The sequence below is a fragment of the Kocuria sp. NPDC057446 genome (genome assembly GCF_042802875.1).
GTDB lineage: Bacteria > Actinomycetota > Actinomycetes > Actinomycetales > Micrococcaceae > Kocuria.
Window position 1 is genome coordinate 1 of the sequence record NZ_JBHVDI010000043.1, and the last position, 23,271, is coordinate 23,271.

Here is a 23,271-nt window from a genome sequence, read left to right on the forward strand (position 1 = left end):
CCTCCTGCGAGGTGGGCGGGGCGCCGTCGTCCCGGCGCGCCCTCGTCACATCCGCGGTAGGACGACGACGTCTGGGCACCCGGTGAGCGGGCTCCTACACTTCCGGTATGGGAAGCGCGCTGATCTTCGGTCTGATCGCCTCCAGCCCGCTCGTGATCGGGGCCCTCATCGGGGTGCGCTTCGACCTGCCCCAGCGTGTCCTGGCCATCCTCCTCTCGTTCGCCGCCGGCGCGCTCATCACGGCCCTCGCCTTCGAACTGTTCGAGGACGCCTACGAGCGCGGCGGGATCTGGCTGGCCGTCGGCGGGCTGTTCCTGGGGGCCGTGGTCTTCACCGCCCTCAGCGCACTGCTGGACCGCTGGGCGCAGCCCGGTCCCCGCTCCCGGGACGCGGAGAAGGAGCAGGGCAGCGTCAAGCTGGACACGGACGCCGCGGCGGAGGGCAAGAAGCCCACGGCGGCCTCCACCGGTGGCGCCGCGGGTCTTGCCCTGCTCGCCGCGGTGACCCTGGACGGCGTGCCGGAGAACGTGGCGCTGGGCGTCTCCCTCACCGAGGGCACCGGAGGGCTGGCGCTGCTCGCGGCGATCTTCGTGTCCAACCTGCCCGAGTCGTTGGTGGGAGCCTCGTCCATGCGGGAGCAGGGGATGTCCTCCGGCAAGGCGGTGGGGCTGTGGGCCCTCTGCGGGGTGCTGCTGGTGGGTGCCGTCCTGCTGGGTGCCGGCCCGCTCGCCGGCAGCGATCCGGGGACGATCTCCCTGCCGCTGGCCTTCGCCGCCGGAGCGGTCATCGCGTCCCTGGCCGACACCCTCATGCCGGAGGCCTACGAGCACGGCGGCCCGGCGGTGGCGCTGAGCACCGCGGCGGGCTTCGCGCTGTCCTTCGCCCTGTCCCTGGCCTGAGCCCGCTGCTCCTCGGCACCCCGCCCCAGGGCACCCGTGCGGAGCCTTGCAGCCGCCCTGTTGCGCGTCCGGAGGGACGCCCGGGCCCGGTCCGTGGCAGAGTCGAGGCGTGAACACCGACGAAAAGCGCATCGCCCTGCTCATCGACGCCGACAACGCCCCGGCGGCCAAGATCGACGTGGTCCTCGCCGAGGTGGCCCGCCACGGCGCCGCGAACGTCCGGCGGGCCTACGGCAACTGGAAGAGCCCGCACCTGCAGCAGTGGGAGGCGGTGCTGCACGCGTACGCGATCCGCCCCATCCAGCAGTTCGCCTACAGCACCGGCAAGAACGCCTCGGACATGGCCATGGTGATCGACGCCATGGACCTCCTCTACGCCGGGTCGGTCGACGGCTTCGCGATCGTCTCCAGCGACGCCGACTTCACGCCGCTGGTCATGCGGATCCTCACGGACGGGCACAAGGTCTACGGCTTCGGCCAGCGGCAGACCCCCGAGCCGTTCATCAACGCCTGCTCGCAGTTCACCTACGTGGAGAGCCTGGGGGAGCCCGCCGAGGAGAAGCCGGGAGAGGCGCCGGCCGCCGCCCCGCAGCAGGCGCTGCGCGGGGACGCCCGGCTGGTCCGGATGCTGCGCAGCGCGGTGGACGCCGCCAGCGGCGACGACGGCTGGGCCCACCTCGGCGCCGTCGGCCAGCAGATCGGCAACCAGGCGTCGTTCGACTCCCGCAACTACGGGTACCGCAAGCTCAGCGACCTCATCGAGGCCACCGGGCTCTTCGACGTCCGCCGGCAGAACCCGGGCGTGCAGGTGCGGGACAGCCGCCGCCGCTGACCCAAGACCCGGTGCACCTGTGTCGGCAAGACGACTAGTCCCCAAAGCACCGTCACAGCGCGACAGGCTGGCTGAACGGGGCACGGGCAAAGATAGGGTGGGAGTATTCGTGATGCGTGACGTGAAGGAGTTCATATGGGGTCGGTCGAGGATCTAAGTAGTTTGAGTGCTTTCTCGGCTAAATGTCTGCTGCCGGACGGGTATGAATTTCCTACTGCGCTAGCTCAAGCGATCCATCTATCACCTGTGGGTAGAGACATGGTGGAGGCGGTGCAGGCGAAGAGTCCCACGAGTGAGGCTGATGCGAAGGCCGCTGCCCTGGGGCTGTTCGTTGCAGGTGACACCGTCCTAATCGATGCGGCACGGACTGATGAGAATGAAGTCTTAAAGATTATTAGCGCTGAGATTCGTGAGCGCCGAATTCGCTACCCTTGGTTGTTCGGACGCCAACTCGACTCGCACTATGAAGCTCTTTACGATCAAGCAACTGCGCCTAGGAGTTTGCCGGCGCGGCAATCTTATAACCTACTTGACGGCGTGTCGCAGGGTGTTGGACAACGTCTAGACCTGGTAGTCGGCCCATTCGGCATTCTTCGATCCGCCGAAGTCAGAAATAACCCACCGCTTATCAGTGGGCCAAACTACCAATGCGCTTCAGTGGGCTGCAACGCGGCACACCCAGTGAAGTTGATGACCGGCTCTACACCGTCCGGAACTTTTTACAGCGAACTTGGGCGCATGTATCCGCCGTCGGAGAGGATACGGAATTATTTAGCTGACATTCAACTACCGGATAAGACATACTGGGACCCTTTTAATAGCAGTTCTATGGCTTGGTTGCTAGGGAATGGTCTCACTCCAGGCGAGCAGAGGATGTTGCTGGAACGATTGATGTTCCGCGGGTCGACAGAGGCAAAAGACCAGATAGCATCCGTTGGTGCTTTCTCCGGTCCTAGAGGGAAGTGGCCTACAGTCCTTCACAGCATCGACGATGCTGGCGTTCTGCAGCTCCTGCTGGTATTCAGCACTGACGAGCTGGTTTCCCATCTGGAGTATCTTATCGATGCTGGTGACATTCTGCTTACTTCGAGTGAAGTTCGGACGCCTGTATTGCAGCGGCATTCGGTTGGAGGTGGATTTGGTACAAGAATGCAGCTAAGTCGCGCTGGCGTTCGCTTCACGCCGCAGGCGCCGGTGCCGCTTATGCGCACCATGCTGCAGGCTATCTATTCGGAGAGACAGGACGAACTTGCCTATCAGCTTCTAGATTATTCCGGCTCGGCCTTCGAAAAGCTTGACCTATTTCTCCGATCCGCAAGTGAGGAGGAAGTACTCCAGCGCCTCGTTTTCTCGTCGCGATCTACGTTGGAGCGCGCCTTCAAAGAACTTAGATACGGTCGTTTCGCTGTACCAAACAGTCAAGAGGAGGCGCGGGCACTGGAGGCTAGACTCCTATGGAAGCTCGGAGGAACGATGCAAGCTCCCCCCAATCCTTATGCGCCGCTTCGGCAATTTGGAGAAGTTTTGCGGGGGGTTATTGGAACGTTTCAAGGGGCACCGTCAGAGGAATGGGTTACGGCTGTCCGTAGTGCTGGCATGGACTTCTTCGTTGAAGCCGAAGCGGTCCTGGCCGTGGCTATTGACTTTAGCGCTTGGATGCTCACTACCGATCATTACTCGCAGGGCCAAGAGGCTTTCGTCTTTAGCCGCACACGTGCTCGAACGACTGCGGCGCGGCTACTTGCGGAGAGGGGTGGTGACGATTTGGGGTTCCGGGAAAGCGGAAATTCGATGGGAACCCTGCTTCAGGCGTGCTCGGTGCTGGCTGACTGCATTCAGCAAATTCTAGATAATGAAGGAAACTACCGGCGTGACGAACGGCCAGCGTGGGCTGAGCACACGCAAGTGTTACTTTTTCCTTTCCGTCACACGAAGGTCGCCTGCGATTTAGCCGATAATTCTGTGAATCACATAATCGCTTCTCTGCGTGGAGTTCAATCCCATTTCTCACGCGCCGATGTGGCTAGAACGCGTAACCGTTTGGGGCATCCTCCAGAGTCCTTCCCAACAGCACAAGAACTGTCAACTGCCCTGGATGGCGTTCTAAGCGCGCTCGGTGAACTTGCCTCACTCGGGCTTGTGCCAACGCTTTACCAAATGCACTCGCATACACAAGATGCGTCGAGACGTGAAATACGCATTATGCGAGAGGGTGATGGCGGGGAGGTAATACTTTATGGTCCGACTGAGTTACTGCTTTCATCAATCCCAAGGGACGCGGAGCAACTTGTCGTGGTTCCCGGAGCGCTAATCCGCGAAACGGTACATCCACTCGTATTCAGTCATTTAGAAGATACGGACTTCGCGAAAGAGTGGAGCACGTACCGGCAGTTTGACCGATCAGATTCAACCCAGGATGACAGTTCGACAGGAGGCTCCGCCGCGCAGGTAAGTTGAGTCGTTGCTCAGACGCGCCGCAGGCGCGTCCTTCACTTGAACTAGCAACGTAACTCGTTGGGCGTGGGTGCGGGCCGTAGCGGCTGCTCGATGCACTCGCATGTTAGATTCGTGTTCAGAAGGCACTAGGGCGCCCCCGTTATCTCGCCCTGGCGCAGGGACTGGCCAGCGGACAGAGGTTGGCTGGTCGCTCGGGGCCTTCGTCTCAATCGCGGTGTGTGCAGGTATTCCCGAGTCTTGGCAGCTCCTGTCACGGAGGCACCCCCATGCCCACACCCCCACCCTCACTGCCGTTTCGGCTTCCTCCCCAGCGTCCTGGATGCTCTCGCTGTGCCCCCAAGCAGGGGAGGGTGGCGGCTGCTTTGTCTCTTCCAAGCAACCCGACCGCTCGTATGTCGCTCCCGGGCACGGGCTGGATCCGGCCCGAGCTGCTGAGGAGGCCGGGCGGCGAGCGCGTCGCAATCTGCGGATCTACTGCGCTGCCAATCGTCTCAACCGGCTCGGGACCCTGACCTACGGGGAGCCACGGTGCTCGGATCCCGGGTTGGTGCGCGCACACGTTGGCCTGTTCTTCCGGCAACTGCGCCAAGGACTCGGCGGTGATCCGCTGCCGTACGCCTGGGTACCGGAGCTGCACAAGGACGGGAAGCACTTCCACGTCCACTTCGCGGTAGGCCGGTACGTGCCCCGTCGGCTGATCGAGTCGGCCTGGAGCCGGGGGTACGTGCACATCAAGCTGCTGGGGAATGTGCCGGTCGGCGCGGGCACGTTAGGGGAGTCGCGGCTGGCGGCCCGCTACCTGTCGAAGTACGTCGCCAAGTCCTTCACGGACCCGGCCACCCGTGCGGTAGGGATGCACCGGTACGACCTCGCCCAGGGCTTCCAACCAGAGGTCACGCGGCTGTACGGCAGAAGTCCGGGGGAGGTGATTGAGCAAGCCTCGCAAATATTCGGGGCGCCGCCGGCAGTGCGGTGGAACTCCGATGAACTCGAGGTGTGGGCTGGTCCGCCGGCCATTTGGGCGCAGTGGGACGGTGAGCTGTGAAGGGCGAGGATCAGGCCACTGTGAAGGCGTGGGTCCGGGCGTCCTGCGAAGCTCAGGGGGTGCCGGAAAAGGTGTCCGATCCTGCTGTCCTGCGCCGGATTGGCGACCTGCTGGCGACGGGGGAGGGGAGGTAGCGCGCGCACGGCGCCCCGGCGCCGAGCACGCAACCGCCCCGCCCCCGACACCTACAGCCGCCACTCGGGCACGACGCGGTTCGGGTCCAGTCCGTGTCGTCCGGGGGTGGTGGCGGGCAGGATCGTGACCTTGTGCAGGACAGCTTTGATGATCGCGACCTGCTGGGAGAGGTTCAGGGTGTGCCACTTCTGACGCAGCTCGTTGCCGTGGCCGATGTAGTCGACGGCGTCGGCGGGGTGCGTGAGCCGGGAGTACGCCTTCCGGTTTTCCTCCTGTCGGCGTTGCAGGCGGGCCTGGGCGCTTTGGAACTGTGTGCGGGTGAGCTGGTCGTTGAGCCACATGTCCATCAGTTCGGCTTCCTTGGCGGTGTCCTTGTCGATGGCCTCGGTCAGGGTGTGGACTTCCTCGGGGGTGCTGACGTCGTCGGTGATGGCCCGGTGCAGCTCGGGGGAGTCCAGTCGGTACAGCACGGCCTCGACGATGAATTCTTCGAGCCGCTCGGCGTAAATGAAGATCCCTCCGCAACCGCGGGAGTCAGGGCCTTTGAGACAGGCGTACCGGCGGTATGGGCCACGTGGATGGGAGTGCAGGCGGTTGCCGCACTTACCGCACTCCAGCATCCCGCTCAAGGCGTAACGCCGTGCTGAACGGTTGGTGCGCCGTGCTGGGTCCAGCAGCTTCCGGCGCAGCCGCTCGCCTTCGTCCTCGGTGATGATCGGTGCCCATTGCGCTGTGCCGATCACCTGTCCTTGATGGACGCGCATGCCCCACATGCGCGGGTTGGTCAACAAGGTCCGCAACGTGTTTGTGCGCCATTCCTTGCCCTGAGACGTGCTGATGCCCTCGTCGTGCATCCACGTCGCCAGAGACGTCAGGGTTTCCCCGGCCAGTGCCCTGCGGCCCAGCTCACGAATCACCGGTGCCTCGGCCGGGTGGTGGGTCACCCGGTCGTCGAGAAACCCGAACGGGCGCGGTCCACCCATCATGGGTGCCCCGGACTGGGCGATCTCTAGGGACTTGCGCGCGCCTCGACGGCGCTTGGAGTCGGACTCGTTGGCGGCCACGGCCGCCAACAACCGGGCCATGAGCAACCCGTCCCTGTTCACCAGGTCCACGTCCCCGGACAGCGTGACCACGTCACGGACTCCGGCGCTCGTGCAGGTATCCACGAACCGCTCCAGTTCCACCGGGCGGCGGTGCAGCCGGTCCATGTGCCACACGATCACCCCATCCCGGCGACCGTTGGTGATGTCGGCCAGCATTCGCTCATACTCCGGGCGCTTCTTCCCCGAGTACGCGCTGATGTCGTCGTCCACGTACTCCTGAGCCACGGCCCAGCCGCGCCGCTCAGCTTCAGTCCGGCAGTCCGCTAGCTGGCGCTTCACCCCGAGCTCTTCGCCGGTCCGGTCCTGGGAGATACGGGCGTAGATCGCCACCGCGCTGCGTGTCTTCGTCATAGGGGTAGATTAGCGCCAAGTCGCCAACCCGAGAGAGGTGAACCGCCTGTGTCGGCAGTCGGGCGCCGAGTTCCCAATGAGCCTGCAAATCCCCACGCGGATTCCTGGGGAAATGCGAGCTCACTGGGGGCTCGGCGGCCAGAGGGGCAGCGGGGTGGGGACTCGGGAACCGGGGTGGGGAGTCGACGGCTGGGGTCAGAGGGCCGGCGGGGCGTTCAGGTCGCGGGCGCCGAAGGTGTCGCACGCGTCGAGGTCGCCGGTGCGGTAGCCCGCGTAGAACCACAGCTGCCGCTGGGCCGAGGCGCCGTGGGTGAAGTTCTCCGGGCTGAGCCGCCCCTGGGTGGTCTCCTGGATCCGGTCGTCGCCGATGGCCGAGGCGGCGTCGAGGGCCTGGTCGAGCTCCTCCTGGGAGATGTCGCCCAGGTCCACGGCCCCTGAGGTGTCCCCGGCGGCACCGCCGGCCCACAGCCCGGCCAGGCAGTCGGCCTGCAGCTCCACGCGCACGGCGCCGGACTCCGGGCCCTGCGGGTCCTGCTGGGCGTAGCCCAGGGTGCCGAGCTGGTTCTGGATGTGGTGGCCGAACTCGTGGGCGAGCACGTACTCCTCCGCCAGCGGCCCGCCCTCCGCGCCGAACTGGGTCTGGAGCTCGTCGAAGAACGCGATGTCCAGGTAGGCGGTCTCGTCGGCGGGGCAGTAGAACGGGCCCACGGCCGAGGACGCCGCGCCGCACCCCGTGTTGGTCTGCCCCTCGAACAGCTGGACACCCGGCATCACGTACTGCTCGCCCGTGGCCTCCGGCAGGTAGGCCTCCCAGAACTGGTCGAGGCTCTGCGCGGTGGCGATCATCCGGCAGTCGGTGTACCGGTTGGCGTCCTCGCCGGTCCGGCAGCGCTCCGCCCGCTCCTGCTCCACGGCGGTCTGCGACCCGGTGTCCGTCCCGCCCCCGCCGGTGAGGGCGTCGATGCCGTCCTGGCCGAACAACAGCCCCACGACGAGCAGCAGCAGCCCGCCGCCCAGTCCGCCGCCCACGGCGATCCCGCGTCCTCGTCCGCCGCCGCTGCCGACACGCGAGGCGTCCAGCTGGGAGCTGTTGCCGAAACTCATGGCTGAAGTGTAAGCCGTCTGATCATGGAGCGCCCGGGCCGGTCGATCAGTCGACACCGCGGGCGGCCAGGGCCTGGCCGGTCCGCTCGGCGTAGGCCACGGTGGCGATCACCGCCGGGGTGACGAGCCGCACGGGGTTGGGCCGCAGGCCACGGGCGCGCACGGCGTCCCGGAGCTCGCCCACCGCACCCACGATGAAGGGGATCGAGCGCAGCATCAGGGAGATCGCCAGGCCGATGCGCTCGGGGTCCGCCCCGACCAGCCGCACCGGCGTGCACAGCCACACCACGCCGTCGAGCAGCTCCGGCAGCGGCGTGGTGTGCATCAGGACGCGGGTGACCACGAGGAAGACGACGATGGTCAGCACCACGTCGGCGGCCTGGGCCGCCCCGGAGGTCAGCACGTGGTAGACGGCCAGCAGGACCAGCACGGGCAGCGCCGGCGCGAGTCCCCGCCACCACTCCCGGGCCCCGACGCCCGCGGCGGAGCCCAGGACCAGCAGGAGCAGGCTCAGCCCGGCCGGCACCGGCCACGACGGGGAGAGCACCACGGCCAGGGTCACGGCGACGATCCCCGCCCCCTTGGCCCGCAGGGGCGCCCGGTGCAGGAGTCCGGTGCCGGGGGAGTAGCTGCCGAAGAGGTCCGGGCCCCGGCTCACGGGCGGACCTCGTGCGGGAAGCCGTGCGCGCACCACTGCTCGTAGGCGGGGACGACGTCACCGGGCGGGCCGTCCGCGACCAGGACCCCCTCGTGCAGGACCAGGACGCGCGGAGCGGTCGCGGCCAGGCCGAGGTCGTGCGTGGAGATCAGCAGCTGGTGCGGGAGCCCGTCGAGCAGGTCCAGGAGCCGCCCCCGGTTGCGCAGGTCGAGCAGGGTGGTGGGCTCGTCGAGGACGAGCACCTCGGGCTCCACGGCCAGCACGGCGGCGAACGCCGCCAGCTGGCGCTCCCCGCCGGAGAGGTCGTAGATGCTGTGCTCGGCCCGGTGGCTGATCCCCACGCGCTCGAGCAGCTCGAGGGCGGCGGTCCGTCGTCGAGCCCGGGGCACGCCGGCCCCGCGCAGGGACAGTTCGACGTCCTCGACCGGGGTCGGCATCACCAACTGGGAGAGGGGGTCGGTGAAGACGAAGCCCACCCGCCGCCGGGCCGCGCGCACGTTCCGGGCCACGTCCGTGCCGTGCACGACGACGCGGCCCGAGGCCGGGCGGACCAGGCCGTTGAACAGCCGCAGGAGCGTGGACTTGCCGGAGCCGTTGAGCCCGATGACGGCGACCCGCCGCTCGTCCAGGTGCACGTCCAGGTCCCGCAGCAGGGTCAGCTCACCCGAGGCCGTGGGCGCCGTGACGGTCACGCGGGAGCACACGAGGGCCGCGGCCCCGGGAGTTCCGGGCACGGCTCAGCGCGTGCCCGCGATCCGGGGGAACGCCTTGTGCACGCCCACGGCGATGACGGCGGCGAGCACCACCTTCAGCAGGTCTCCGGGCCAGAAGACGAGGTCGGCCAGGAACGCGTCCTGGAAGGGCAGGCGGGCGTTGACCACCAGGCCGAGGACGCCGCCGACCCGGATCACCGCGAACCCGGCCAGCGCCGCGGCCATCAGCCGCAGGGTGTAGGTGCCCGTGCGCGCGTACCGGGCGTTGGTGGCGCCGCCGTCGTTGGCGCGGCGGGCCGGGATCAGCCACTGGGCCAGGTAGCCGGCCGCGGCCGCGGCGAACGGGAAGGCCAGGATGTAGCCCGCCGAGGGGCCCGCGAGCACGCCGAGCCCGCCGCGGAAGCCCGCGAACACCGGGACGCCGATGAGACCCACCAGGACGTAGAGCGCCACTGCCAGGAGCCCTCGGGTGCCGCCCAGGACCAGCCCGGTGAGGAACACGGCGAGGGTCTGCAGGGTCAGCGGCACGCCGGCCGAGCCCAGGGGGATCCCGGGGAGCACGGACAGGGCGGCCGTGAGCGCCGCGAACACGGCGATGTTCGCGAGGTCCTCGGCGGTGATGGAGCGGCGGCGTTCGGCGTTGTTGCTCATGGGAGCCAGCCTAGGGCCTGTCCGCGGCATCGCAGGCATGCCGACGTGTTCGGGAGCCCGCCGCGGGCTCAGCGGCGATCGGTCCCGGGGAGCACGCCGCCGTCCCCGGCACTGTCCGGGGCGACGACCGACAGGGTGCCGTCGGCCTCCAGGACGACGGCCTCGGCCTCCTGCAGCGAGCCCAGCCCGTGCTTCCGGACGGCTCCCCCCAGCTCCTTCTCCGTGATCCGCGCCCGGCGCAGGGCGTGGTGGAGGACCTCGCCGCGGTGGAGCAGCAGGGTCGGTTCGGCGGTCACCAGCCGGTTGAACCGGCGCGAGTGCAGCTGCAGGGTGGCGACGACGTGCTGCAGGGTGATCAGCAGCACGAACGCGGTGACCGCCTCCAGCACGGACACCTCGCGTGCCGTGAGGATGCGGCCGAAGGACGCTCCGATCGCCACGGTGATGACGAAGTCGAAGCTGTTCATCTGGGCCAGGGTGCGCTTGCCGGAGACCCGCAGGAGCAGGACCAGCGCCGTGTAGCCGAGGGTGCCGACCACCAGGATCCTGGCGACCGGCTCCCATCCGTCGAAGAAGAAGTTCACCATGAGGGGCCTCCTGCTGCCGGGCCGTGGAGGGCTCGACAGGAATGGTCGGGACCGGTCAGGACCGGTCGTCGTCGTCCTGCCGGACGGCGTCGCGCTCCGTGGCCCCGAAGCGTCCGCCGAGGGCCTGCTGATAGCGCATCCGCTGGTACTTCCAGCGCTCGGCCATGGTGGCCTTGGACTCGACGCGGTCCTTGGGGTTCACCGGGTCCGGCCCGAGCACGGGGTCGTCGCCGACCTGGTAGCGGCTGGACCAGACCTGGATGACGGCCCACGCGACGGCGGTGTACGGCACGGCGAGGATGGCGCCGAAGATGCCGCCGACCAGGGTGCCGACGGTCAGGGCGAGCAGCACCATGAGCGCGTGCAGACTGAGGGTGCGCCCCATGATGATCGGCTGCAGGATGTTGCCCTCGATCTGGTTGACCACGATGATCACGACGACCACGGCGAGGGCGATGACGGGCCCGTTGGTGACCAGGGCCACCAGGGCGGCGATGATGCCGGCGATCGTGGCCCCGACCACCGGGATGAACGCGGTGACGAACACGAGGACGGCGAGGGGGAGGGCCAGGGGGACACCCAGGACGAGCAGCGCCGCCCCGATGAACACGGCGTCGATGGAGGCGACCATCGCGGTGCCGCGGACGTAGCCGCCGAGCACCTGGGCGCTGCGGTCCACGGACTCCGCGATCTTGGCCCGGCGCTCGCCGCGGAACCAGCGCAGCGTGAAGTTCCACATCTTCTCGCCGTCCTTGAGGCAGAAGAACAGCACCACGATCATCAGGACCACGCCGGTCACGAACTCGGTGGCCGCGCCCAGGCCGCTGATCGCCCCGCCCGCGAAGGACCCGCTGGTCACGAAGTCCCCGGCCTGCTGGACGGCGGAGTCGATGGCCGCCGTGTCCACCGGGAGCGGCCCGGACTGCACGAGGCGCTGCAGCTCGTTCCAGCCCTCCACCGCCGAGGCCGAGAGGGTGTCCCACTCGCTGCGCACGGCGAACACGATGCCGGTGAGCACCCCGCCGACCAGGCCCAGGATCCCGAGGAAGGCCGCGAGCGTGGCCAGCAGGTTGGACCAGCCCCGGCGCTCGAGCCACTTCACCACCGGACCCACCGCGGAGGCGAGGATGAGCGCCACGAGCACGGCGATCAGCACGACCTTGACCTGCAGCAGGATCCAGATGCCCCCGACCACCACGGCGGCGACGAGCAGCGTCTGGGCGGCGCGGGAACCGGCGCGGCCGAGCGAGTCGGCCCAGGGCCCGACCGCGGGGGCCAGCGCCTGGGTGGTCTCCTCGAAGCCGGCGGGCTCGACCCCGGGACCCATGGCGGGGACCGCGCTGGTGCCGGGGTCGGCCCGGCCGCCGAGGACCTTCTCCGCGTGCAGCGGGGCGGCGCTGGACCCGCCGGACGACGTGCTGGGCTGCGCGGGGCGTGGGGGATTTCCCATGCGAGTGCTCCTCGGGGGCGTGGTGGCGAAGGAAGGACGGGCACCGCGGACGGGACGACGGCGATCGAGCCAACACTAAGGCGACTTCCGGAGGACTGTCCAACGGTGCCCGCAGGCGCCGCCGGGAGGGCTCACCGGGGGTCGTCGACGACGAAGACCGCGGTGAGCACGTGCCGACGCCGCCCGACCACGTCCTGCATCAGCGCGGGTGCCTCCTCGAAGGGCACGACGTCGCTGATCAGGTGCTCGCGGATCTCGCCGCCGTGGGCCGCCAGCAGCCGGACGGTCTCCGCGGACAGCCGCTGCCGGTCCCAGGTGTGGGCGAGACCGCGGGGGACCCGGCCGATCTGGGCGCAGCGCAGGCTCAGCCCGTTGTGGTGGAACTCCTCGCCCAGGCGCACCGCGTCCGCGCCCGCGGTGTAGAACGCCAGGTCGATGACGCTGCCCTGGGGCCGGACGGCGCGCAGCGCCGCGTGCAGGGCCTCGGGCTTGCCGCGGCACTGGAACACCAGGTCCGCGCCGTGGTCGCCCGGCCCGTGCCGCCAGCGCGTCTTCAGCACCCGCCCGGGGTCGTCGGCGAGGTCGAGGGGGAAGAAGCCCAGCCGCCCGGCGAGCGCCCGCCGACGGGGGTCGGCGTCGGCGACCGCGACCTCGCGCGCCCCGAGGGCGCGGGCGAACAGGGCCGTCATGAGCCCCACCGGGCCGGCCCCCGTGACCAGCACGAGGCGCCCGGCCACCCCGTCGCCGAGCCCGCGGACCGGTCCGGCGTCGGCCGCGGCGTGCAGCAGCCCGTTGGCGCAGATGGGGCCGAAGTGGGCGACGAACACGCCGAGCAGGGGGTCCAGGTCCTCGGGCAGCGGCACGAGGTGCTCGGTGAGCGGGTCGGCGACGTGGGCGGTGGCGTGACCGTAGGCCGTGGCGAGTACGTCGCCGGCCCGGAACGCCGGCGTGCGGGATCGGGTCACCCGGGCGACCTCCATGTAGCCCAGGCGGCGCACCGGGTAGCCCTGCTCCGCGGCCCCGGGCCGGAACAGCCCGAGCTCGGTGTCGTGCCGGGAGTGCAGCCCCGGGTGGTCGCCCTTGACGAAGGCCAGCTCGGTGCCCGCGGACAGCCCGGTGGCCAGGGTCTCCAGCAGCACGCCGCCGTCCGGGAGCGCGGGCAGCTCCTCCTCCACGATCTCGATCCGGTGCCGGCCGGGCACGACGAGGTTGCGGCGTGCGCTCACGGCTCGCTCGCCCGGCCCGCACTGCCCGGTGCCGCACTGCCCGGGTCCGCCAGGGCCACGGGCCGCCCGGTGCGCGCCGACTCGGCGATCGCGCATGCGAGCCGGTGGGTGCGCAGCGCCTCGCCGTAGGGCGCGCGGGTGGACTCGCGCTCGCCGCGCACCGCCTCGAGGAACTCCCGGTCCACGGTCACCCTCGGGTCCTCGGCAGGGGTGTGCTCGGAGCGATCCTGGGCGTCCCAGGCGGTGAGGCCCTCCTCCGAGAGCTCCAGGTAGAGCCCCCGGCTCACGGTGTGCAGGGCGGCCCGGTGCTTGGCCGCGAGCGCCGACGTCGCGGCGAGGGTTGCGACGGCCCCGGAGCGGAAGCGCACGGTGGCGGCGGTGGCGTCGTCGACGTCGCCGTAGTCCTGCGGGGCCCCGTCCGGGGCCTTGCGGATCCCGGCGGCGTACACCTCGACGGCCTCGCCCAGCAGGAAGCGGGCGGTGTCCAGCACGTGGGTGAGCTGCTCCACCACCTGGCCGCCCGAGCGGTCCGTCCGCCCCCACCACGGCACGGGCGGGCGCTTGTCCAGCCAGTAGCCGTTGGCCAGCAGCGGGGGCGCGTCGGCGAGGAGCTCCCGGGCCAGCACGGCGGTGTCGAGGCAGCGCCAGTGGTAGCCGGTGCCCGTCACCGCCCCGCTCTCCTCGACCCGGGCGCCGATCTGCTCGGCGACGTCCAGCCCCAGTCCCACGGGCTTCTCCACGAACAGCGCCTTGCCGCGCTCCAGCGCCGCGAGCTCGGCGGGCCCGTGGGCGAACGGCGGCACGCAGACGTAGACGGCGTCGGCCGCCACGGCGTCGAGGGCCTGCTCGGGGTCGGTGAACGCCGGGACGTCGAGCTCGGCGGCCAGGGCGGTGGCGGCGGGCGGGTGCGCGTCCGTCACCCCGACCACGCGCGCGCCGCCGAGTCCGTGGAGCACGCCGACGTGGCGGCGGGCCACCGATCCCGCCCCGACCAGGGCGATGCGCAGTGTCATGCGGGGTTCTCCTCCAGGAGCCGGTCGTACAGGTCCAGGTAGCGCCGGGCCATGCCCGCCGGCGTCCACTGCTCGGCGGCGTCCCGGCAGGTCTGCGGGTCGATGCCGTCCAGGTCCCGCAGGTGCTCGACCAGGTCGTCCTCCGCCGCGGCCAGGAATCCGGTGCGGCCGTGCTCCACCAGGGAGGGCAGCACCCCCAGGGGGGTCCCGACGACGGGCACCCCCCGGGACAGCGCCTCGACGACCCCGGTGGCCCCGGGCTCGGCCCAGCGGTTGGGCGTCAGCAGGGCCCGGGCCGAGCGCAGCAGCCGCTCCTTGCGCTCGCCCGCCACTCCGCCCACCCAGGACACCGACGTCCCGTCGACCAGGGGACGGACCGCGTCGAGCCAGTACCGGACGTCGGGGTGGGAGCGCAGCGCGTCGTCGCCCTCGGCGAGGCGCCGCTCCAGCTCCTCCGGGTCGTCGATGCCGGCCACGGGCCCGGCCAGCACCAGGGGGATCCCCGCCCGCCGGCAGACGCGGGCGGCCGTGTCCTGGCCCTTGTCGGCGGTGATCCGGGCCAGCACCAGCGCGTGCTCGCCCCGGGGCGTCTCGACGTCGAGCCCGGGAGGTGCCGCCAGCGGGACCACGCCCATCGTCTGGCGACGCAGATTGGCCGGGGCCCGCTCGAGCTGGGACGAGGAGACCGCCGCGAACCGGACCCGCCCCCGTCCGTCGAAGGCCGAGTAGAACTCGGGGTGCTTGCGCAGGTCCCAGTGCAGGGTCTGCAACACCGGCGGGGACGCCGCGCCCATCGCCCCGAGCACGGACGGGCCCACGACCTCCAGGTGGTCGTGCACGAGGTCCCACCGCCGCGGTCCCCGCAGGGCGTCCACCAGCCCCTGCATGTGCGCGTGGGCGATGCCCGAGACCCGGTTGTAGGGCATGGCGATGGAGCGGAGGGCGGGCTCGGGCAGGGGACGCACGTGGTCGTCGGCCTCGAGCGTGCTGGGGCCCACCGTGGCGAGCGTGACGTGGACACCGGCGCGCCGCAGCTCCGGCACCAGGGTGGCGACCACCGTCTCGATCCCGCCGTAGCCGGACGGGGGCACCGGCAACCAGGGGCCCGCGTTGACGAGCACCCGCAGCGCGCTCATGCGACGCGGCCGGCCGGCTGCGCCCGGTACCCGGGCACCTGCGCCATGGGCGGGCGCTCGCGGACGCTGACGTCGTGGACCTCCGCGAGGAAGCGTTCCCCCTGGCGCAGGAACTGCGTGAGGTGTCCGTTCTCCTCGGCGACGGGGGAGTCGCAGCGCAGCCGCGCCTGCACCGTCAGCTGGATCTGGGCGGCCATCCGGGCCAGAGCGGCGTCGGAGGAGTTCCGGTGGGACCGGACGCCCAGGTCCACCTGGGCCATCGCGTCCAGGCCCACGGCCTCCAGCACGTCGATCAGCATCGCGATCTCGACCCCGTACCCGGAGACGAAGGGCACCCGTTCGAGCAGGCTCCGGCGTCCCGCGTACTCCCCGGCCAGCGGCTGGACCAGTCCCGCCAGCTGCGGCCAGAAGAGGTTCAGCAGCGGGCGGGCCACGAGCTCGGTCACGCGCCCTCCGCCCGCGGGCATCACCGTGGCGCCGTCGTGCAGCGGGCGGTCGTAGCAGCTCTTGACGAACTGCACCCCCGGCTCGGTCAGCAGCGGTCCCAGCAGCCCCACGGCGAACTGCGGGTCGAAGTCCCGCAGGTCCGCGTCGACGAACGCGAGCACGTCCCCGGTGGTCACGGCCAGGGACTTCCACAGCGCCTCGCCCTTGCCGGGGACGTTGCCGAGGGCGGGCAGGATCTCGGCCTGCCGGTGGACCCGGGCCCCGGCCGCCGCGGCGACCGCTCCCGTGCCGTCCGTCGAGTCCGAGTCGATGACGACCAGCTCGTCGACCAGCGCCACGTCCTCCATCAGCGCGCGCCGCAGCGCGGTGACGATCCGGCCCACGGTCTCCGCCTCGTTGCGGGCCGGGAGCACCACGCTGACGGTGCTCCCGCGCTTCCGGCGGCAGAGCTGCTCCGCGGACCACTGCCCGCCGTGGTAGCTGCGGGTGGCGAACCACTCCTGGACGTCCTGTCGCATGCTGCCCGCTTCCGACGATGAAGATTACTGGAAGTCGACTGACCAGTTGACGTGGGACACTACCGAGCCGCCGCCCCACCGAGAAGAGCCGGACGGGAGCGGGGCGAATGTGTCGCGCCCTCCGGGCCGGGACCGCGGCGCGGACGCCGGCCCGGCACGTGAGCAAGAACGCGGCGCCGGCCGCTTCCACGGGGTGCCGCGGCGTAACCGGGACCGGTAGAATGGACAGGTTGCCCGGTCAGGGCGCCCACACCTCCCCGTACTCCCTCGAAAGGCCTCCTCCGTGATCACTGTCCAGAACCTCGAACTGCGTGCCGGTGCGCGGCTGCTCATGGACGAGGTCAACTTCCGGGTGGACAAGGGGGACAAGATCGGCCTGGTCGGGCGCAACGGCGCCGGCAAGACGACGATGACCAAGGTCCTCGCGGGGGAGACCCTGCCCGCGGGCGGGACGGTCACGCGCACCGGGGCCATCGGCTACCTCCCGCAGGACCCCAAGGTCGAGGACATGGACCAGCTCGCCCGGGACCGCATCCTCTCCGCCCGCAACCTCGCGGGCGTCGTCGCCCGCCTGCGGCGGGCCGAGCAGGACATGGCCTCCGAGGACGACGCCGTGCGCAACAAGGCCATGCGGGGCTACGACCGGCTCGAGGCCGAGTTCCTCGCCGGCGGCGGCTACGCCGCGGAGTCCGAGGCGGCGACGATCACGTCCAACCTGGACCTGCCCGAGCGCATCCTCGGCCAGCCCCTGCACACCCTCTCCGGCGGTCAGCGCCGCCGAGTGGAGCTGGCCCGCATCCTGTTCTCGGACGCCGACATCATGCTCCTCGACGAGCCCACCAACCACCTCGACGCCGACTCCGTGGTGTGGCTGCGGGACTTCCTGAAGAACTTCCAGGGCGGGCTGCTGGTCATCAGCCACGACGTGGAGCTGATGGAGATGGTGGTCAACAAGGTCCTGTACCTGGACGCCAACCGCTGCGTCATCGACCTGTACAACATGGGCTGGAAGAACTACCTGCTGCAGCGCGAGCAGGACGCCCACCGCCGCAAGCGCGAGTTCGCCAACGCGGAGAAGAAGGCCACGGCGCTGATGGACCAGGCCAACAAGATGCGCGCCAAGGCCAGCAAGGCGGTGGCCGCCCAGCAGATGATCAAGCGCGCCGAGCGGCTCATGAACGGTCTCGAGGGCGAGCGGCAGGCGGACAAGGTCGCGAACATCCGCTTCCCCAAGCCCGCCGACTGCGGCAAGACCCCGCTGACCGCCCGCGACCTGTCCAAGTCCTACGGCTCGCTGGAGATCTTCAACGACGTGGACCTGGCCATCGACCGGGGCTCCCGGGTGGTCATCCTCGGGTTCAACGGTGCCGGCAAGACCACGCTGCTGCGGATGCTCGCGGGCGAGGCCCAGCCGGACACCGGTGAGGTGGTCCCCGGGCACGGGCTCAAGCTCGGCTACTTCGCCCAGGAGCACGACACCCTGGACCCGGACCGGACCGTGCTGGAGAACATGCGCTCCGCCGCCCCCGACCTGGCCGACACGGAGGTCCGCAACGTGCTGGGCTCGTTCCTGTTCCAGGGCGACGACGTGTCCAAGCCGGCCGGGGTGCTCTCCGGCGGTGAGAAGACCCGCCTGGCGCTGGCGACGCTCGTGGCCTCCTCCGCGAACGTGCTGCTCCTGGACGAGCCGACCAACAACCTGGACCCGGCCTCCCGCCGGGAGATCCTCAACGCCCTGCGCACCTACGAGGGCGCGGTCGTGCTCGTCTCGCACGACGAGGGCGCGGTCGAGGCCCTCGATCCCGAGCGCGTGGTGATCCTGCCCGACGGCACCGAGGACCTGTGGAGCCAGGAGTACCAGGACCTCATCTCCCTCGCCTGACAGCGGGCGCCCCGCGGGCGGCACCCGGCAGGACCCGGAGACGACAGGGACGCGAAGCGGCAGGGCCGGGCAGACCCCGGCAGGGAAGGACGTGACGTGGACACCTCGCTCCCGGAGCGGATCCGCGCGGGACTGCGCCAGCACGACCTCGAGGAGGTCCGCGACCGCGTCCTGCAGTGGGCGCTGCCCGAGCAGGTGGACCTGCTGGAACGCCTCGCCCCGGCCGAGCGTGCCGTGGTGTACCGGCTGCTGCCGCGCGAGGGCGCGTTCCAGGCCTTCGTCCGCCTCGACACGCCGCTGCAGGGGGAGCTGCTGACGGCCCTGCAGGCCGAGGAGGTCCACGGGCTCGTGGCGGAGCTGGACCCGGACGACCGGGTCAGGCTGCTCGACGAGCTGCCGGCGACCGTGGCCCGCGCCCTGCTCGTGGACCTGTCCCCGCAGGAGCAGGACGCGACCGGGCTGGTCATGGGCTACCCCGCCGGTTCCGTGGGGCGCCGGATGAGTCCGGAGTTCGTGGCCCTGGACCGCCGGATGACGGTGGCACAGGCGCGGGCGGCGGTGCTCGAGCGGATCGACGACGCCGAGACGGTCTACGCGCTGCCGGTCCTCGACGAGCACGAGCGGCTGTGCGGGATCGTGGGGCTCCGGCGGCTGCTCGCCACGGACGGGTCCGTGCCGGTCGCGGACGTCCTCCGCGAGGCGGTGACCGTGGAGGCGCACGAGCCCGCGGAGGTGGCCGCCCGCCGGTGCGCGGACGAGAAGCTGCTCGCCCTGCCCGTGGTCGACGGGACGGACCGGCTGGTGGGCATCCTCACCTTCGACGACGCCCTGGACGTGCTCGAGGAGGCGGAGTCCGAGGACGTCGCCCGGTCCTCCGGTGCCGAACCGCTGCGGCGGCCCTACCTGTCGACGCCCGTGCGCGCCATCGTCCGCTCGCGGGTGGTGTGGCTGCTGGTCCTGGCCGTCGGTGCGACGCTCACCGTCCAGGTGCTCGAGGTCTTCGAGGCCACCCTGGAGCAGATGGTGGTCCTGAGCGTGTTCATCCCCCTGCTGATCGGCACGGGTGGGAACACGGGCAACCAGGCCGCGACCACGGTCACCCGCGCCCTGGCCCTGGGGGACGTGCACGTCCGGGACGTGGGGCGGGTGGCTCTCCGCGAGGTGCGGGTCGGCGCTCTGCTGGGCGGCGCCCTGGGCACCGCCGGGCTGCTGGGCGTGGGTCTGCTCTACGGCTGGGGGATCGGGGCGGTGATCGGTCTCACGCTGCTGGCGGTGTGCGTGCTCGCGGCCACGGTGGGCGGCGTCATGCCCCTGGTGGCCCGCGCCCTGAAGGTCGACCCCGCGGTGTTCTCGAACCCGTTCATCACCACGTTCGTCGACGCCTCGGGGCTGGTCGTGTACTTCCTCATCGCCTCGGCGGTCCTGGGGCTCTGAGCCGGGCCCCGGGGTGGCGGGCTACCGTCCTTGGCGCTCGAGGGCGTCGAGCATCGCATCCTCCTCGTCCTCCCAGGTGGGGCGGGAGCGCCTGCGCTGCGGCCTGGGCCGCATGAGCGACTTGAGGTGGGCCGGCATGTCGTCGGCCATCTCCAGCTGGCGCACCACGAGCTCCTCGTCGCCCTCGCCGATGTAGTTGCCGTCCGCGTCGTAGAAGCGTGCGAGCCGGCGCTCCATCTCCTCGGCGAACTGACGGTCCCACGCGTCGTTGCGGGCCTGCTGGCGGGCGGCGTAGCCGTAGGCCACGAAGAACAGGGCCGCGAAGGCGTACCACTGCAGCGAGTAGGACAGGTGGGGTCCGGAGTCGATCTCCGGTTCGGGGGCGGGCGCCGGTGCCGCCGCGGGCGCCGGGTCCTCGGCGAAGACCTCGGCGTAGGCCGACGTCCCGATGGGCAGGCCCCAGCGCTCGCGCAGCTCCTCGAGGTCGATCGAGGCGATCTGCCCCTCGGGGGCGCCGCGGCGGACGGCCGGCTCCCCGGGCTGGAGCCGGGCGGTGACCCTGACCACCCCGGCGGGCGGGGCGGGGACCTCGTCCGGCATCCCGTTGGCGGCCTCTCCCGTGGGGATCCAGCCGCGGTCCAGGACCACGACGCCCCCGGACTGGGTGCGGAACGGGACGAGGACCTCGTAGCCGACGCGCCCGTCCTGCGGCCGGTTGCGGACCAGCACCTGGTCCCCGGTCAGGTACTCGCCCGTGAGCCCGACGGGGTGCCACGTGAGGCGTTCGTCGTGGGCGGCGAACTGCTCGGCGGCCGGCGCACCCGTGAGGGGCTCGGCGCGGTAGTTCTGCGTGATCTTGGTGTTCTCTCCGACGAGGTGGTCGTTGCGGTCCATCTGCCAGCCGCCCAGGTACACCGAGACCACGGCGGCGGCGCAGGCCAGGAGGAAGAAGCCGAGCCACTTGCCGCTCAGCAGGAAGCGGTAGTCGCTCATCCCCCGTGCTCCTGGGCGGGGCCGGGCCCGGCGAGCGGGACGGTGTCCTTCCAGAAGCCGCGCGCGCCGAGGAACTGCTCGAGGTCGCCGCGGTGCGCGGGACAGGCGAGCCACACCTTGCGGCGCTCCGGGGCGTGCAGGCGCGGGTTGTTCCAGCGGATCTGCCACGCGGCGTCCGCCCGGCAGCCCTTCCGGGAGCACTGGGGGGTCTCGGGCCCGGCCGGGGGAGCGTCGGCGCCTCGCGGGGACAGCGATCCGAGCAGGTCGAACTCCACGGCGGTCGTGCTCCTCAGGGTCTGCGGTCGGGTCCCGGGCCGGCCCGCGGCGGAATCAGGCCGCTCCGCGGCGCCGGGTGGTGTCGTCCTCGACAGTAGCCGAGGAAGCCGGGTCCCCGCTGGGAGCGGCCGTGCTCCCGGAGCCGTGCGGAGCGGGCTCGTCCTCGCCGTGGCCGGCGACGAACTCGCCCTCCAGCACGAAGCCGATGGCCGGCGGCTCGGCCGGCGGCGCCGGTTCCGGTGCGGCGGCCAGCGCGGGTGCCTCGGGCGGCTCGTAGTAGTGGCTGGTCCGGGTGGAGCGGTCGTTGCTGTTGGCCAGCAGCACCGCCATCCACGGCAGGATCGCCACGCCCAGGATCGCGACGCCACGGACCCAGACGTTGTCGACCGCGACGAACACGATGAGGCACACGATGCGCAGGGCCATCTGGATGCTGTAGACCTTCATCCGGTGGCCCATGTCCTGGGTGTGCGGCTCGGCGGTGGCCGTGATGGAGTGGACGTCGTCCTGCCCGGCGGTCTCGCCGGCGGTGAGATAGCGCTTGGTCATGGTCCTCCCAACAGACGTTCAATTGTCTCACCGGGGTCCGACATCGAGAAGGTGCGGCCCGTGTGCCGACCTCCGCCCGCCCACCCCGGCCGGTCCCGGCCCGACCGGTACCATGGGGGGGATTTCTCCGCCGGCCCGCGCGCTCCGCGCGGCGTCCCGGCGCTCCGCGTCCCACGACCGAAAGGCCCTCTTCCCATGGCAGACGAGCAGCGCAGCCCGGCCCCCCGTACCGTCCTCGTGACCGGCGGCAACCGCGGGATCGGACGGTCGATCGCCCAGGCCTTCCGGGACGCCGGGGACAACGTGGCCGTCACCTACCGCTCCGGCGAGGCCCCCGAGGGCTTCTTCGCGGTGCGCGCCGACGTCACCGACTCCGCCTCGATCGACGCCGCGTACAAGGCCGTCGAGGCCGAGTTCGGCCCCGTCGAGGTGGTCGTGGCCAACGCCGGGATCACCCGGGACACCCTGCTGCTGCGGATGAAGGAGCAGGACTTCCAGGACGTCGTGGACACCAACCTCACCGGCGCGTTCCGGGTGGTGCAGCGCGCCGCCAAGGGCTTCATGCGCCTCAAGCGCGGCCGCGTGGTCCTGATCTCCTCCGTGGTCGGGCTCTACGGCTCGCCCGGGCAGGTCAACTACGCCGCGTCCAAGGCCGGCCTGGTCGGCATCGCCCGCTCCATCACCCGGGAGCTGGGCGGGCGCAACGTGACCGCCAACGTCGTCGCCCCCGGGTTCATCAACACGGAGATGACCGCGGCGCTGCCCGAGGACACCCAGCAGAACTACCTCGCCTCCATCCCGGCCGGCCGCTTCGCCGAGCCGGAGGAGGTCGCCGCCGTCGTGCGCTGGATCGCCTCCGACGAGGCGAAGTACATCTCCGGCGCCGTCATCCCCGTGGACGGCGGCCTCGGCATGGGCCACTGAGCCCTGCCGCCCCACGTTCCCCGCACGTTCCACCGCACCCGTTCCACAGAAGGAGCACCATGAGTTCACTTGCAGGCAAGACCGCGGTCGTCACCGGGTCCTCGCGCGGCGTCGGCGCCGACACCGCCAAGCTGCTGGCCGGCGAGGGCGCCAACGTCGTCGTCAACTACCGGCAGAAGGCGCCCCGCGCCAACAAGGTCGTCAAGGAGATCGAGGCGGCCGGCGGGAAGGCCGTCGCCGTCCAGGCCGACATGACCGAGCCCGAGGACGTCCGCAATCTGTTCGCCCGCGCCGTCGAGGCCTTCGGCGGGGTCGACGTGCTCGTGCTGAACGCCTCCGGCGGCATGGAGACGGACCTCGGTGAGGACTACGCGCTCAAGCTCAACCGGGACGCCCAGGACGACACCCTCACCGCGGCGCTCGAGCACCTGCCCGAGGGCGGGCGCGTGGTCTTCGTGACCAGTCACCAGGCGCACTTCATCAACGACGTCGAGACCATGCCGGAGTACGTCGAGGTCGCGAGGTCCAAGCGGGCCGGCGAGGACACCCTCACCGCGCGGATCCCGGAGCTGACCGAGAAGGGCATCACCTTCGTGGTGGTCTCCGGCGACATGATCGAGGGCACCGTGACCGCGACCCTGCTCAACCGGGCCCGCCCGGGGGCGCTCGAGGAGCGCCGCGAGGCCGCCGGCAAGCTCTACTCCGTGCAGGAGTTCGCCGAGGAGATCGCCCGGATGGTCACCGCGGACGTCCCCACCGGCCACGTCGAGCTCGTCGGCGGCGCAGACGACTTCCTGGCGAAGGCCGGGCGCAAGGAGGCCTGACGGGAATCCGCCCGGCGCGCGACGAGGTGACGCCGGTGTGCCGCCCGAAACGTCTCCGGGC

22 protein-coding genes are annotated in these 23,271 nt (G+C 70.8%); 8 read left to right on the forward strand and 14 right to left on the reverse strand.

Features of this window, described 5'->3' with window-relative positions:
- Positions 1-107 precede the first annotated feature (107 nt).
- The 4 genes from ACFU0Y_RS07395 (at position 108) to ACFU0Y_RS07410 (ending at position 5,233) form a co-directional block, all read left to right on the forward strand.
- A complete protein-coding gene (locus tag ACFU0Y_RS07395; protein WP_380213825.1) occupies positions 108-899 on the forward strand; it encodes a ZIP family metal transporter in 792 nt (263 codons plus the stop codon).
- A 109-nt stretch (positions 900-1,008) separates the two neighbouring features.
- On the forward strand, positions 1,009-1,731 hold the full coding sequence (locus ACFU0Y_RS07400) for an NYN domain-containing protein (protein ID WP_017834300.1): 723 nt from the start codon (positions 1,009-1,011) through the stop codon (positions 1,729-1,731).
- Between the two features lie 135 nt (positions 1,732-1,866).
- Entirely contained in the window at positions 1,867-4,188 is a 2,322-nt protein-coding gene (locus ACFU0Y_RS07405; RefSeq protein ID WP_380213826.1) for a hypothetical protein, read from the forward strand.
- A gap of 547 nt (positions 4,189-4,735) precedes the next feature.
- Positions 4,736-5,233: a hypothetical protein gene (locus ACFU0Y_RS07410; protein WP_380213827.1), complete on the forward strand. Its 498-nt coding sequence runs from the start codon at positions 4,736-4,738 to the stop codon at positions 5,231-5,233.
- 185 nt (positions 5,234-5,418) lie between these two features.
- Here the strand turns inward: ACFU0Y_RS07410 and ACFU0Y_RS07415 are convergent, their stop codons facing one another.
- The 11 genes from ACFU0Y_RS07415 to ACFU0Y_RS07465 all read right to left on the reverse strand — a co-directional run bounded on the left by ACFU0Y_RS07415 (position 5,419) and on the right by ACFU0Y_RS07465 (position 16,328).
- Positions 5,419-6,825 carry a recombinase family protein gene (locus ACFU0Y_RS07415; RefSeq protein ID WP_380213828.1) on the reverse strand — a complete coding sequence of 469 codons (1,407 nt, stop codon included), beginning with the start codon at positions 6,823-6,825 and terminating at the stop codon, positions 5,419-5,421.
- Between the two features lie 195 nt (positions 6,826-7,020).
- Complete coding sequence (locus ACFU0Y_RS07420; RefSeq protein WP_380213829.1) at positions 7,021-7,929, reverse strand: neutral zinc metallopeptidase; 909 nt, start codon at positions 7,927-7,929, stop codon at positions 7,021-7,023.
- A 46-nt stretch (positions 7,930-7,975) separates the two neighbouring features.
- Entirely contained in the window at positions 7,976-8,587 is a 612-nt protein-coding gene (locus ACFU0Y_RS07425) for an energy-coupling factor transporter transmembrane component T family protein (RefSeq protein ID WP_380213830.1), read from the reverse strand.
- Positions 8,584-9,321 carry an energy-coupling factor ABC transporter ATP-binding protein gene (locus ACFU0Y_RS07430; RefSeq protein ID WP_380213831.1) on the reverse strand — a complete coding sequence of 246 codons (738 nt, stop codon included), beginning with the start codon at positions 9,319-9,321 and terminating at the stop codon, positions 8,584-8,586. The genes ACFU0Y_RS07425 and ACFU0Y_RS07430 overlap by 4 nt, the downstream gene beginning before the upstream one ends.
- A 3-nt stretch (positions 9,322-9,324) precedes the next feature.
- Positions 9,325-9,951 carry a biotin transporter BioY gene (locus ACFU0Y_RS07435; protein WP_380213832.1) on the reverse strand — a complete coding sequence of 209 codons (627 nt, stop codon included), beginning with the start codon at positions 9,949-9,951 and terminating at the stop codon, positions 9,325-9,327.
- 68 nt (positions 9,952-10,019) lie between these two features.
- Entirely contained in the window at positions 10,020-10,538 is a 519-nt protein-coding gene (locus ACFU0Y_RS07440; RefSeq protein ID WP_380213833.1) for a DUF421 domain-containing protein, read from the reverse strand.
- Between the two features lie 55 nt (positions 10,539-10,593).
- Complete coding sequence (locus tag ACFU0Y_RS07445) at positions 10,594-11,988, reverse strand: AI-2E family transporter (RefSeq protein ID WP_380213834.1); 1,395 nt, start codon at positions 11,986-11,988, stop codon at positions 10,594-10,596.
- A gap of 131 nt (positions 11,989-12,119) precedes the next feature.
- Entirely contained in the window at positions 12,120-13,214 is a 1,095-nt protein-coding gene (locus tag ACFU0Y_RS07450; RefSeq protein WP_380213835.1) for a zinc-binding alcohol dehydrogenase, read from the reverse strand.
- Entirely contained in the window at positions 13,211-14,227 is a 1,017-nt protein-coding gene (locus ACFU0Y_RS07455; protein ID WP_380213836.1) for a Gfo/Idh/MocA family protein, read from the reverse strand. The genes ACFU0Y_RS07450 and ACFU0Y_RS07455 overlap by 4 nt, the downstream gene beginning before the upstream one ends.
- Positions 14,224-15,363: a glycosyltransferase gene (locus ACFU0Y_RS07460; protein ID WP_380213837.1), complete on the reverse strand. Its 1,140-nt coding sequence runs from the start codon at positions 15,361-15,363 to the stop codon at positions 14,224-14,226. Before ACFU0Y_RS07460 ends, ACFU0Y_RS07455 begins: the two co-directional genes overlap by 4 nt.
- Complete coding sequence (locus tag ACFU0Y_RS07465; protein WP_380213838.1) at positions 15,360-16,328, reverse strand: glucosyl-3-phosphoglycerate synthase; 969 nt, start codon at positions 16,326-16,328, stop codon at positions 15,360-15,362. Before ACFU0Y_RS07465 ends, ACFU0Y_RS07460 begins: the two co-directional genes overlap by 4 nt.
- Before the next feature lie 283 nt (positions 16,329-16,611).
- On the opposite strand from ACFU0Y_RS07465, the gene ACFU0Y_RS07470 reads away from it, so the two are divergent.
- Together ACFU0Y_RS07470 and mgtE are read left to right on the forward strand one after the other, a co-directional pair.
- Positions 16,612-18,210: an ABC-F family ATP-binding cassette domain-containing protein gene (locus tag ACFU0Y_RS07470; RefSeq protein ID WP_380213839.1), complete on the forward strand. Its 1,599-nt coding sequence runs from the start codon at positions 16,612-16,614 to the stop codon at positions 18,208-18,210.
- Between the two features lie 96 nt (positions 18,211-18,306).
- On the forward strand, positions 18,307-19,644 hold the full coding sequence (gene mgtE, locus ACFU0Y_RS07475) for a magnesium transporter (protein ID WP_380213840.1): 1,338 nt from the start codon (positions 18,307-18,309) through the stop codon (positions 19,642-19,644).
- A 21-nt stretch (positions 19,645-19,665) separates the two neighbouring features.
- Here mgtE and ACFU0Y_RS07480 read toward each other — a convergent pair whose 3' ends face one another.
- Genes ACFU0Y_RS07480 through ACFU0Y_RS07490 form a run of 3 tightly spaced genes read right to left on the reverse strand, consistent with a single transcriptional unit; the run spans position 19,666 to position 21,462 of the window.
- Positions 19,666-20,637, reverse strand: coding sequence for an SURF1 family protein (locus tag ACFU0Y_RS07480; protein ID WP_380213841.1), 972 nt, complete (start codon positions 20,635-20,637; stop codon positions 19,666-19,668).
- Positions 20,634-20,912: a hypothetical protein gene (locus tag ACFU0Y_RS07485; RefSeq protein WP_380213842.1), complete on the reverse strand. Its 279-nt coding sequence runs from the start codon at positions 20,910-20,912 to the stop codon at positions 20,634-20,636. Before ACFU0Y_RS07485 ends, ACFU0Y_RS07480 begins: the two co-directional genes overlap by 4 nt.
- A 55-nt stretch (positions 20,913-20,967) precedes the next feature.
- Positions 20,968-21,462 (reverse strand): DUF3099 domain-containing protein, encoded by a 495-nt coding sequence (locus ACFU0Y_RS07490; RefSeq protein WP_380213843.1) that lies wholly within the window; start codon positions 21,460-21,462, stop codon positions 20,968-20,970.
- A 195-nt stretch (positions 21,463-21,657) separates the two neighbouring features.
- Between ACFU0Y_RS07490 and ACFU0Y_RS07495 the strand changes: the two genes are divergently transcribed.
- Positions 21,658-22,386 (forward strand): beta-ketoacyl-ACP reductase, encoded by a 729-nt coding sequence (locus ACFU0Y_RS07495; RefSeq protein ID WP_380213844.1) that lies wholly within the window; start codon positions 21,658-21,660, stop codon positions 22,384-22,386.
- 59 nt (positions 22,387-22,445) lie between these two features.
- Entirely contained in the window at positions 22,446-23,210 is a 765-nt protein-coding gene (locus ACFU0Y_RS07500; RefSeq protein WP_380213845.1) for an SDR family oxidoreductase, read from the forward strand.
- Positions 23,211-23,271 lie beyond the last annotated feature (61 nt).